The organism is Clostridium subterminale, assembly GCF_039521425.1.
Classification (GTDB): Bacteria; Bacillota; Clostridia; order Clostridiales; family Clostridiaceae; genus Clostridium_J; species Clostridium_J subterminale.
Genome location: NZ_BAAACI010000001.1, coordinates 1,057,308 through 1,069,186, shown reverse-complemented (window position 1 = coordinate 1,069,186; position 11,879 = coordinate 1,057,308). Strand labels below are relative to the sequence as shown.

At 29.3% G+C, this 11,879-nt stretch carries 9 protein-coding genes and 1 tRNA gene; 9 read left to right on the top strand and 1 reads right to left on the bottom strand.

Going from position 1 to position 11,879, the window contains the following annotated elements; translation table 11 throughout:
* The first annotated feature begins 304 nt into the window (after positions 1-304).
* The 8 genes from ABDZ93_RS05440 to hcp all read left to right on the top strand — a co-directional run bounded on the left by ABDZ93_RS05440 (position 305) and on the right by hcp (position 9,201).
* On the top strand, positions 305-3,211 hold the full coding sequence (locus tag ABDZ93_RS05440) for an acyl-CoA dehydratase activase (protein ID WP_343824350.1): 2,907 nt from the start codon (positions 305-307) through the stop codon (positions 3,209-3,211).
* Between the two features lie 3 nt (positions 3,212-3,214).
* A complete protein-coding gene (locus ABDZ93_RS05435) occupies positions 3,215-4,537 on the top strand; it encodes a 2-hydroxyglutaryl-CoA dehydratase (protein ID WP_343824348.1) in 1,323 nt (440 codons plus the stop codon).
* A gap of 154 nt (positions 4,538-4,691) precedes the next feature.
* A tRNA-Glu gene (locus tag ABDZ93_RS05430) sits at positions 4,692-4,766 on the top strand.
* Positions 4,767-4,931: 165 nt separating this feature from the next.
* Positions 4,932-5,129 (top strand): hypothetical protein, encoded by a 198-nt coding sequence (locus ABDZ93_RS05425; protein WP_343824347.1) that lies wholly within the window; start codon positions 4,932-4,934, stop codon positions 5,127-5,129.
* A 183-nt stretch (positions 5,130-5,312) separates the two neighbouring features.
* Complete coding sequence (locus tag ABDZ93_RS05420; protein WP_343824344.1) at positions 5,313-5,483, top strand: aspartyl-phosphate phosphatase Spo0E family protein; 171 nt, start codon at positions 5,313-5,315, stop codon at positions 5,481-5,483.
* Between the two features lie 192 nt (positions 5,484-5,675).
* Entirely contained in the window at positions 5,676-6,644 is a 969-nt protein-coding gene (locus ABDZ93_RS05415; RefSeq protein WP_343824342.1) for a lysylphosphatidylglycerol synthase domain-containing protein, read from the top strand.
* A gap of 34 nt (positions 6,645-6,678) precedes the next feature.
* Positions 6,679-7,359 (top strand): Crp/Fnr family transcriptional regulator, encoded by a 681-nt coding sequence (locus ABDZ93_RS05410; protein WP_343824340.1) that lies wholly within the window; start codon positions 6,679-6,681, stop codon positions 7,357-7,359.
* A 201-nt stretch (positions 7,360-7,560) separates the two neighbouring features.
* Positions 7,561-9,201, top strand: a complete 1,641-nt coding sequence (gene hcp, locus ABDZ93_RS05405) for a hydroxylamine reductase (RefSeq protein WP_343824338.1) — start codon at positions 7,561-7,563, stop codon at positions 9,199-9,201.
* 268 nt (positions 9,202-9,469) lie between these two features.
* On the opposite strand, the gene ABDZ93_RS05400 is transcribed toward hcp, so the two are convergent.
* Positions 9,470-9,796 (bottom strand): hypothetical protein, encoded by a 327-nt coding sequence (locus ABDZ93_RS05400; protein ID WP_343824336.1) that lies wholly within the window; start codon positions 9,794-9,796, stop codon positions 9,470-9,472.
* A 662-nt stretch (positions 9,797-10,458) separates the two neighbouring features.
* On the opposite strand from ABDZ93_RS05400, the gene hflX reads away from it, so the two are divergent.
* On the top strand, positions 10,459-11,706 hold the full coding sequence (hflX, locus tag ABDZ93_RS05395) for a GTPase HflX (RefSeq protein WP_343824335.1): 1,248 nt from the start codon (positions 10,459-10,461) through the stop codon (positions 11,704-11,706).
* Positions 11,707-11,879 lie beyond the last annotated feature (173 nt).

Below are 11,879 nucleotides of genomic sequence, written 5' to 3'. Positions count from 1 at the left end.
ACATTAACAGTAACTTGAAAATATTTTATATAAGTAATATAAATTAAAGTATATGATTGTATATTTATAAATATTTAATAATAAAGTAATATTTATGAAATTAAAAAACTATAATTTCTAAAGAAGGAGAAATAGTTATTTGCGGTATGTTAAATAATAGTTAAATATATATTATTTAGTAAAAAAATATGTTATCATATGTTGTTTAGATAATATTTATAAGATTTATATAACTAAATCTTTAATTTTTTGTTTTAAAAGGTTAAAAGCTATATAGTATGGCATTGATTTAGGGGGGGGTACTATGAAAATAGGAATTGATGTGGGCTCAACCACAATTAAATCTGTGGTTTTAAATAACTTTGGAGAAGTTATTTATCAATCATATGAACGTCATTATTGTAATATAAAAGAAAAGACTTCAGAATTGCTAAAGAAAATTAGAGACAAGTATCCAAGGGAGAAATCCATGGAACTAAGCATCTCTGGATCTGCTGCTATGGGGATGGCAGAAAAATGGAAGGTACCCTTTGTTCAAGAGGTTTATGCAACAAGGATTGCTGCAACTACTTTAGAAGATGATGTGGATGTTATCATTGAATTAGGGGGAGAAGATGCTAAAATACTATTTTTAAAGGATGGTATGGAAGTAAGGATGAATGGCTCATGCGCAGGTGGAACAGGAGCATTTATTGACCAAATGGCTACTTTGTTAAATATGTCCTTAGAAGAAATGAATGAAGCTGCTAAGCATTATAATAAGATTTATACTATTGCTTCTAGATGCGGAGTTTTTGCTAAGTCAGATATTCAACCTCTTTTAAATCAAGGGGTAGTAAAAAGTGATTTATCTGCGAGTATTTTCTTTGCTGTTGTAAATCAAACTATTGCAGGGTTAGCTCAAGGTAGAGTTATAAAAGGTAATGTATTATATCTTGGAGGACCACTAAGCTTTAACTCAGAATTGAGAAAAGCCTTTGATAAAACTTTGAGGTTAACAGGAAAGTGTCCAGATAATTCACTATATTATGTTGCTTTAGGAGCAGCCTACTATGCAAGTGAAAAAGTAGATATAGATAACTTGATTATTACTTTAAATAGTTATAAGGAAGAAGAGACTTATACTATGGCACCACCACTATTTACAACAAAAGAAGCCTATGATGAGTTTAAGCTTAGACATGAAAAAAGTAAGGTATTGATAAAGGATGGAATAGATATTTCATCACCAATAACTATAGGAATAGATTCTGGTTCTACTACTATAAAGATTGTTGCTATTAATGATAATAAAGAAATTGTATCTTCAATTTATAGACCTAATAGTGGAAATGCTGTAGAGGTAGTCAAGGAATACTTAGAAAATTTATATAATACATATCCAGAAGTTAAAATTTCAGCTGTTGCAGCAACTGGATATGGTGAACAATTAATAAAAAATGCCTTTAAAGCGGATTATGGTATTGTAGAAACTGTAGCTCATTTTACAGCAGCTAAACATTTTATGTCTAATGTTGACTTTATTATTGATATAGGAGGACAAGATATAAAATGTTTTAAGATACATAATGGAGCTATAGATAATATATTTTTAAATGAAGCTTGTTCGTCAGGGTGCGGTTCTTTCTTACAGACATTTGCTAATGCTCTAGGATATTCAGTGGAAGAATTCGCTCAATTAGGATTATTCTCTAAAAATCCAGTAGATTTAGGTTCTAGATGTACTGTATTTATGAATTCTTCAGTAAAGCAGGTGCAGAAGGATGGGGCTACCATAGAAGATATATCAGCAGGATTATCTGTTAGTGTGGTTAAAAATGCACTTTATAAAGTAATTCGTGCCAGTAATGCAGAATCCTTAGGAAAAAACATTGTAGTTCAAGGAGGAACTTTTCTAAATGATGCTGTGCTTCGTGCCTTTGAACAAGAATTAAATGTACAAGTTCTTAGACCTACAATTTCTGGGCTTATGGGTGCTTATGGAGCAGCTTTATATGCTAAGGAAAAAAATAAAGAGAAGAGTACTCTTCTTAATAAGAATGAACTAAGAAATTTTAACCATGAAGTAAAAATGACTAACTGTGGGCTATGTAATAATCATTGTAGATTAACTATAAATACCTTTGGAGAAAGTAGAAAGTATATTGGAGGAAATCGCTGTGAGAGACCTATAAATAATAAAAATCATGGAGAAGTGACTAATATATATGAGTATAAGAGACGTTTGCTAGATAGTTATCCTAGAATTTCAGGTAAAAGAGGAAAAATTGGAATTCCAATGGGATTAAATATGTATGAATTATATCCATTTTGGTATAAGTTTTTTACAAGTTTACAATTTGAAGTAGAAAAATCCGAGCCATCCTCAAGGGAAGTTTATCTAATGGGGCAAACCACTATACCATCAGATACTGTATGTTTTCCAGCAAAATTAATTCATGGACATATACAGTCATTAATAAATGGTGGAGTAGATACAATTTTTTATCCATGCATGACCTATAATATACAAGATAGTTCAGCTGATAACTGTTATAACTGCCCTGTAGTTGCATATTACTCTGAAGTAATTGAAGGAAATATGCCGGATGTTTCAAAGGTAACCTATATTTATGATTATATAGGAATTCATAGACCTAAGGATTTTCCAAAGAAGATGCATAAAATATTGATGAAATATTTTAAGAATATATCTTTAAAGGAAGTTAAGGAAGCAACTGCTCTTGCTTACAAAGAATATGAAAGATATTTTGAAAAAGTAAGGATAAAAGGTGAGGAAATTATTGAGCAAGCAGGAAAGGAAGGTAAAGATATAATTATCCTTGCAGGTAGACCTTATCATATAGATAGTGAAATTAATCATGGAATTGATAAGTATATTAATAGCTATGGAGCTGCAGTTATATCTGAAGATGTGATTTCTCATAAGGTAGATAAGTTAAATCTTCAGGTATTAAATCAATGGACATATCATGCTAGATTATATAAGGCAGCTAAGTATATAACAGACAAGCCTAACATGAATTTAGTTCAGTTGGTTTCCTTTGGTTGTGGTGTAGATGCAATAACTACAGATGAAGTAAGAGAAATTTTAGAAGATTCAAATAAGATATACACCCAAATTAAGATAGATGAAATTACTAATTTAGGAGCGGTACAAATAAGACTTCGTAGTTTATTTGCAGCAATCCATCAAGGGGAGGGTGAATAATTAATGGATAAGGAAAATAAAGTAACCTTTACTAAAGAGATGAGTAAAGATTATACTATATTAATGCCCATGATGGCACCTATACATTTTGAAATTTTAAAAAATGTATTTGTAAATAGTAAATATCACATAGAACTTTTAACTAATAAAGGTGAATCTGTAGTACAAACAGGACTAAAATATGTTCATAATGACACTTGCTATCCAGCTTTACTTGTTATAGGTCAAATGATAGATGCTTTAAATAGTGGAAAGTATAATATTAATAAAACAGCTTTAATTATCACTCAAACTGGTGGAGGATGTAGAGCATCCAACTATATATACTTACTTAGAAAAGCTTTAAAAAAGGCTGGGTATGGACAGGTTCCTGTTATTTCTTTTAATTTAGCTGGAATGGAAAAAGATAGTGGCTTTAAAATTACATTGCCTATGGTTCATAAAATGTTATCAGGAATTATTTATGGAGATCTTTTAATGCATTTAGGCAATCAAGTTAGACCTTATGAAATAAATAAAGGTGAAGGTGAAAAAGTAGTAAAAAGATGGATTGAAGAATTAACTTTGCAATTTAAAAATAATAAGGCTTTTTCCATAAGAAAAATTAAGGCTAATATGGATAATATAACAAAAGATTTTGCAAATATAAAAATAGAAAAAACTCCTAAAGTAAAAGTTGGTATAGTAGGAGAGATATATATTAAATATGCAAGTTTAGGAAATAATGATTTGGAAGCATTTTTAGCTACACAGAATTGTGAAGTTATGATACCAGGAATTCTTGGATTTGTATTTTATTGTACGGACGAAAGAATAGACAATATAAATCTTTATGGTGGAAGTAAGGTAGTTAAGTTCATTGTTCAAAAATTTATGAATTACCTAATGAAAATTGAGAGTTTACTTATATCTTCAGTAAAGGAAAATTCAGATTTTATACCACCATCATCCTTTAAAGAGACTAAAAAGTTAGCAAAGGGTGTAGTTGGATATGGTAATAATATGGGAGAAGGGTGGCTTCTTACAGCAGAAATGTTAGAGTTAAATAATTTAGGATATAAAAACATTATTTGCACTCAACCTTTTGGATGCCTGCCAAACCACATAGTAGGTAAGGGAATGGTAAGAAAAATAAAAAATAATCACCATGATGTAAATATTGTGCCTATAGATTATGACCCTGGTGCTACTAGAGTAAATCAAGAAAATAGAATTAAACTTATGCTTGCCATTGCTAAGGAACAGCTAGAGGAAAGGGAACTTCATATTAAGCCTAAAGATGTTGATGCTAATATTGAGATAGATAAGGAAATTGCATCAGTATAAAAAACCTATGAATTTTAAGAAAGTCATTCAATCACAAATCCCAATAGATATTAATAAATCTATTGTATAATAAAATAATTCATAATATGGAATTTAATTAGATAATATGATATTATTAACAGGTAAAGAGAACAGATAACTTAACTGTTAATAAGGCTTGTTGGTCAAGTGGTCAAGACGCCACCCTCTCACGGTGGAAACAGGGGTTCGATCCCCCTACAGGCTACCATATTAATAAAAGGATTTAGCTATTAAAGCTAAATCCTTTTAATTTTTATATTGAAAATTACTTTCAAAGAATAGATAATATTTGAATTTTTGGATTATATAAATGGGTATATGAATCTTACTTATTGAAGATAATAATATAAATTACATTTTAGGAGGTAAAATTATGACTTTAAAAAATGAACATCATTCTCTATTACAAAATAATCCAGGGACTATAGAAAGAGACCTTGGAAATGAAGTAAGAAATATAGTTAGTGATAATGAATTAAAAAGTGAAGCTAACACAAAGAGGAACAAGGAATCTATAGAAAATTCCATAGAAAAAGGTGAAGGATATCTTTACAACACATTAGAAGATTAACATAGTGAAATAATTATATATTAAGAGAAGCAAATTTACTTTATTAATAAGTAGATTTGCTTTATTTATTTTATTAATTACAATAGTATAAAATAATTAATTTTAAATAAGTGTTAAAATTAATTATTTTTTATAAAGAAGAAACCCTCTTATTGCTATAATTATAGCGAAAGGAGGGGCGATATGGAAAAAATTGATAAAATGGATAAAAAGGTTTGTGAAATGAGACAAAATTTACAAAAGTTAATTAGTGAAAAAACTAATTTACTAGATCCAGAAGTAATTATCGCAAGCCAAAAACTCGATGTGGTTTTAAATGAGTATCATACAATACTTAGAAAAATCCTCGAGTAACACAAAGGTTGGAGAGATTTAAAGTCTCTCCTTCAAGGAGCCGAAATAAATCAATAAAAGTATACCATATAATCTAAAATATAGATTTTAATGCATATAAGTAGTAGAATGGTAATATGTTGAAGATATAAGCTAAATAAAATATGTATAAATATTTTATTTAGCTTTCAAATTGGATTAGGGGGACGTAATGTGAGTGGTGGTCAAGGAAAAAGCAAAGTGAAAAGTGGAGGAAAGATTTTAGTTCCTATAATAATTATGTTTTTTGTAATTTATGAGGCTAGAAGTATATTTAAGGAGATAGATATAAATCAGGTTCTAGATATATTAAGAAATATACCTAATACATATCTTGTAATATTTTTAATATCTGCAATTATATCTATATCATTTTTGTGCTTTTATGATGTAGTACTAGCCGATCATTATAAATATAATATAAATAAGTTTAAGGTATTTGTAGTTGCCTGGATTGCTCATAGCTTTAATGACATAATAGGTTTTGGTGGGCTTACAGGAGCTACACTTAGAACAGTTTTATTTAAAGATGAAAATATTGATACTAAGGACATGATAAATTTTAACATGATACTAATACCAACCACTATAGTAGGATTATCTGTAATGTGCTATTTAGGAGTATTAAATGTATTTAAAATATATCCACTGTTACATAGTCAAAAGTGGCTCTGGATAGTGATATTAATATTCTGTGCCTTTTTGCCTATATATTATTTTTTAGATAGGTTTACTTGGTTAAGCAATAAACTTGAAAAATTAAATTTATACTTTGAAGGAAGTGTAAATTTAAAGATAAGATTAACACTTCTATCTACCTGTGAGTGGATAGTAAGAAGTATAATGTTTTTTACCATATCTAAATATTTTAAAGGTGATGTAAGCTTTTTATCAGTTACAGGAGTAAATATATTGGCCTGTATTGCTGCACTTATAAGTTTTATACCAGGAGGTGTAGGTTCCTTTGATTTAGTAGCTATAATGGGACTTAAAGCTATGGGATATTCGCCTAACTCAGCTTTGTCAATAACACTTTTATTTAGACTATATTACTTTATAATACCTTGGATTATTGGTGTAATTTTATGGATAGCCAGAAGTGTATTAAGGTCAAATAAATTAGGTAATCATATAAGAGAATAAAATAAGTTAATATAAGAAAAGAAGAGGATGTACAATGAAAGATATATTAAATGCATTACAGAATAACTTTCTTTTTAAAGGAATTGATTCTGAGAATTTGAAAAATATTTATGAGGAAACAAAATACCATATTAATAAATATAATAAAGGAGAAATTATTGCTCATGAGGAAGAAGAGTGTAGTACTGTAGGGCTTATTTTAGAAGGAAACATTGAGCTCCAAAGGATATATCCTAGTGGTAAATATATAGTTTTAAACAAGCTTTCTGTTGGTGATGTGTTTGGAGAAGCTATAATATTTTCAAAGCAGGGTAACTATCCAGCTACAGTTATAGCACTAAATCAATGTAGTATATTATACATAAATAAAGGAGACATGCTAGAACTATTTTCAAGGGAAAAAAGAATACTTGAAAATTTCTTAGAACTTCTTAGCAATAAGGTGCTAATGTTAAATTCTAAAATTAAAAATATATCCTTTAAGAATATAAAACATAGAGTTATAAATTACATACTAGAAGCTATGAAATTGCAGAAGGGTAACGTAGTTAAATTAAAAGAAAACAAAGAAAGTATTGCAGCAGCTTTAGGAATTCCAAGACCTTCTTTGTCAAGAGAGCTTATAAATCTTAGGGATATGGGATATATAGATTTTGATAGAAGCAATATAAAAGTATTAGACATAGAAGCTTTAGAGGAAGAAATGTTTAATTAAACATGATGCAAGCAATAAGTATTATGAAATCCTAGATATTTAATAAAATCTTGTAAAAAAATATATATTATTATAGGAATTCGTAACATAGGTTACGGACTCCTATAATTTTTTTATGTACAATAATACCATAGTTCAGATGAATTCAATTATTAAATTAGTAAAATAAAAATATTATTAAGAAATAAAGGGGAGTTAAATATGGAGAATAAGATGTTTTGTTTTCAATGTCAAGAAGCAGCAGGTTGCAGCGGATGTACTGTAAGAGGAGTTTGTGGTAAGACACCTGATCTTGCAAAACTTCAGGATTTATTAATATACACTACAAGAGGATTATCAGAAGTTGCTACAAGAGCTAGAGAAGAAGGAGTAACTGTTTCTAATATAATAAATAGAGCTGTAACTATGAATCTTTTCACTACAATTACAAATGCAAACTTTGATGATGCAGTATTCTATAAAATGGTCAAAGAAACTTTAAATCTTAAGGAAGAATTACTTTCAAAATTAAGTAACAAAGAAGGTTTAAGTAGTGCTGCATTATGGACAGCTGAAGCAGAAGCAGAAATGGATAGTAAAGCTGGCTTAGTAGGAGTATTGGCTACTGACAATGAAGATATTAGAAGTCTAAGAGAAATGATAACTTACGGATTAAAAGGATTAGCTGCATATGTTAAACATGCTAATGCACTAGGATATGATGATGAAGCTATATGTGCATTTATGCAAAAAGCTTTAGCTGCAACAGCAGACAATAAGATAACAGTAGATGAATATATAGCATTAACATTAGAAACTGGTAAAGTTGGAGTAGATGGTATGGCATTACTTGATAAAGCTAATACTGAAAGCTATGGACACCCAGAAATTACAAAAGTAAATATTGGAGTAAGTAATAAGCCTGGAATTCTTGTTTCTGGACACGACTTAAAAGACTTAGAGCAATTGTTAATTCAAACAGAGGGTACAGGAGTAGATGTATACACTCACTCAGAGATGTTACCAGCTCACTACTATCCAGCATTTAAAAAGTACTCACACTTCATAGGAAACTATGGAAATGCATGGTGGAAGCAAACAGAAGAATTTGAAAGCTTTAATGGACCAATTCTTATGACTACAAACTGTATAGTACCACCTAAAGATAGCTACAAAGCAAGAGTGTTTACTACAGGTGCTGCAGGATATACAGGATGCACACATATTGCAGCTGATGAAAAAGGAAATAAAGATTTTTCAGCATTGATAGAATTAGCAAAAACTTGTGAAGCTCCAATAGAAATTGAACACGGAGAAATCATTGGAGGTTTTGCACACAATCAAGTATTAGCCTTAGCTGATAAAATTGTAGAAGCAGTAAAAACTGGAGCTATAAAGAAATTCTTTGTAATGGCAGGTTGTGATGGTAGACAAAAGAAAAGAGAATACTACACTGACTTTGCAAAGGCATTACCACAAGATACAGTAATCTTAACTGCAGGTTGTGCAAAATATAAATATAACAAGTTAGATTTAGGAGACATTGGAGGAATTCCAAGAGTACTTGATGCAGGTCAATGTAATGACTCATACTCACTAGCACTAATTGCTTTAAAATTAAAAGAAGTATTTGAGTTAGAAGATATAAATGAATTACCAATAGCATTTAACATTGCATGGTATGAGCAAAAGGCAGTAATAGTTTTATTATCTCTACTACACTTAGGAGTTAAAAACATTCACTTAGGACCAACACTTCCAGCATTCCTATCACCAAACGTAGCTAATGTTTTAGTTGAAAACTTTGGTATAGGTGGAATAACTACCGTAGAAGATGATATGAAAATGTTCATGGAAATGTAATTGAAAAAATTAAATCTATAGTTAAACCCAATATGTAACTGTTAAAAGAGGTTCACTAAAATTAATATTCTAGTGAACCTCTTAATTTAGAGTAAATTTCTTTATCCGATGACTACCAGCTCTAATACTCCAACTTTTTTAGAGTGGGAGTTAAGAGCTGTTACGTCTCTGGATAACGCTTTCCCATAAAGGACAACGAATTCTAAGTATCAAAAATACTGATACTTAGAATTCTGTTAGTAAGCTTCAGAGAAGCTAAGAAATCTGTTTATTTAAGACGAGATTCAATCCAAGCTAGGGCACCTGGGTACATAGAACCATCATTGTCTAAAGTAACTTGAGAAATGAAGAATATTTCATTATCTTCTTTTACTTCATCTAAAGCTATCTTTATATCCTTAGAATTCATTTCAGTATGTAAAAGAAATGTAGTTGGCATAATATTTGCCCAAGATCCCAAAGATTTAATTTTTCTAGGTAGATTACTATGGTGATGATGATGCTCGTGGTTGCAATTTTCATCATGTTCGTGATCATGGTCACATTCATGGTTATGAGTTTCAGCTATATAATAAGTTATTTGATATACTGACATTTTATTACCTCCTCTAGGTAAGTTTATGTTATTTAACATGTATTATACATAAAATGAAAGTGATTTGCAATTAATAATTCATTTAAATGATAGTATGTAAGAAATTTAAAATATATATTTTATAGGTTTATAAAATAATTTATTTATTAATAAGTCATTATAATGTTTACAACTTAAGCAATGTATGCTATATTATTGGTAAATGATTACAAAGAAAAGGAGCGGTATGAAATGAAAAAATTATTTATAGTTTTAAAGAAATTTAATAAAATCCATACTGCTTATAAAGATAAGGTTATTTAAGGCTTTATTTATGTAATTTATTATGTTATTAATTAAGTAATTATAATACCTTGAGCAGAGAAATGGATAACTTTCTATGCCAAGGTATTTTTTTATTATTATATTAAATTTTTAGATTTGGAGGATGTAAAAATGAGAATTAAGAGTAGTATTTTTAGTGTTAGACTAAGAGGTTAAAAGGCGGTTTTATGATTTGGCCTTAGATGTGGCTATCTAAAGTGTAATTTAGATAGTAGAATTTGCTCCTAAGATATATCATGGAGATTTCTTTAAAGGATATTAACTTTAAAGTTAAAATTCTATAATCATAAATCCGTACTATAGGAATTAAAAATAGTATGATTAAGGAGATTATGGAAATGAAAAAAATAGGAATAGTAGTAGGGATAAATATAAATAATGAAAGTGGATTTGAAGAATCTATAGTTGAGCTTAAGAATTTATGTATGGCTTGCAATATTGAAGTTGTAGGAGAACTTGTACAAAATTCAAAACAAATTAACAAGGCACATTATATTGGAAGTGGAAAGCTTGATGAATTAAGAAGTTTAGTAAATAGAGAAGAAGCTGACATAGTAATTATTAATAATGAATTATCCTCATCTCAATTGAGAAATATAGAAAAGAGTATAGAATGTGAAGTTATGGACAGAACGGCATTAATACTAGATATATTTGCAGAAAGAGCGAAAACTAGAGAAGCAAAGCTTCAGGTAGAGGTAGCAAGGCTTCAGTATTTATTGCCAAGACTAATCGGTGCTAATGAAAATTTAGGGCGTCAAAGTGGTGGTGTAGGAACAAGAAATAAAGGTGCTGGAGAGAAAAAATTAGAGCTTGATCGTAGGAAGATTGAGGAAAAAATAGCTGCACTAAATAAAGAGCTTGAAGAGTTAAAACATCAAAGAGAAACACAGCGTAATTTAAGAAGAAAGTCTAGTGTGCCAAGAATAGCTTTAGTAGGATATACTAATGCAGGAAAATCATCAATTATGAATAGTATGATAGATACATTTAGAGATAGTGAAGAAAAGAAGGTTTTTGAAAAGGATATGTTATTTGCAACCTTAGAAACATCTATAAGGAGTATACAGCTAGAGGATAATAAAAAGTTCTTATTATCTGATACAGTAGGATTCGTAAGTAACCTACCACACGATTTAATAAAGGCCTTTCGTTCTACTTTAGAAGAAGTTTGTGAAGCAGACTTATTACTTCATGTTGTAGATATCTCTAATCCAGATTATAAACATCAACTTAAAGTAACCAATGAAACTTTAAAAGAAATAGGAGCAGAATCAGTTCCTATGATTTATGTTTATAATAAGATCGATTTATTAGATGGTTATTTAGCTGAAGAAAATGGAGTTTATATATCAGCAAAGAAGAAGTTAGGGATAGATAAACTTATAGAGACTATATCTAGCAAGGTATTTAATGATTATATAAATTGTAATATGTTTATACCTTATGACAAAGGGAATTTGTTATCTTATTTAAATGATAATGCAAGAGTTATAGATAGAAAATATAGCAATGATGGTACAGAGTTGTCTATTGAGTGTTCTAACATAGATTATGAAAAGTATAAGGAGTATGTAATAGGCTAAACTCTAAAATGAGGCATATGGAATAAGCAAAATAAAATAGTATAAATAACCTAGTTCACTTCAGGTTGATTTTTAAAGAGAAATCTAGATGAACTAGGTTTTTTTATGTAGTGAATAATCTAAGTTTTTATAGATTATGTTATAGTTTTAAATTAAAGTGTTATAGGGTATTA

What these genes read in the sequence shown, in the direction of transcription:
- ABDZ93_RS05410 (WP_343824340.1), top strand. Translation starts at nt 6,679, where the DNA reads ATGAAAGATATATTAAATGCATTACAGAATAACTTTCTTTTTAAAGGA.
- hcp (WP_343824338.1), top strand. Translation starts at nt 7,561, where the DNA reads ATGGAGAATAAGATGTTTTGTTTTCAATGTCAAGAAGCAGCAGGTTGC.
- ABDZ93_RS05435 (WP_343824348.1), top strand. Translation starts at nt 3,215, where the DNA reads ATGGATAAGGAAAATAAAGTAACCTTTACTAAAGAGATGAGTAAAGAT.
- hflX (WP_343824335.1), top strand. Translation starts at nt 10,459, where the DNA reads ATGAAAAAAATAGGAATAGTAGTAGGGATAAATATAAATAATGAAAGT.
- ABDZ93_RS05440 (WP_343824350.1), top strand. Translation starts at nt 305, where the DNA reads ATGAAAATAGGAATTGATGTGGGCTCAACCACAATTAAATCTGTGGTT.
- ABDZ93_RS05425 (WP_343824347.1), top strand. Translation starts at nt 4,932, where the DNA reads ATGACTTTAAAAAATGAACATCATTCTCTATTACAAAATAATCCAGGG.
- ABDZ93_RS05400 (WP_343824336.1), bottom strand. Translation starts at nt 9,796, where the DNA reads ATGTCAGTATATCAAATAACTTATTATATAGCTGAAACTCATAACCAT.
- ABDZ93_RS05420 (WP_343824344.1), top strand. Translation starts at nt 5,313, where the DNA reads ATGGAAAAAATTGATAAAATGGATAAAAAGGTTTGTGAAATGAGACAA.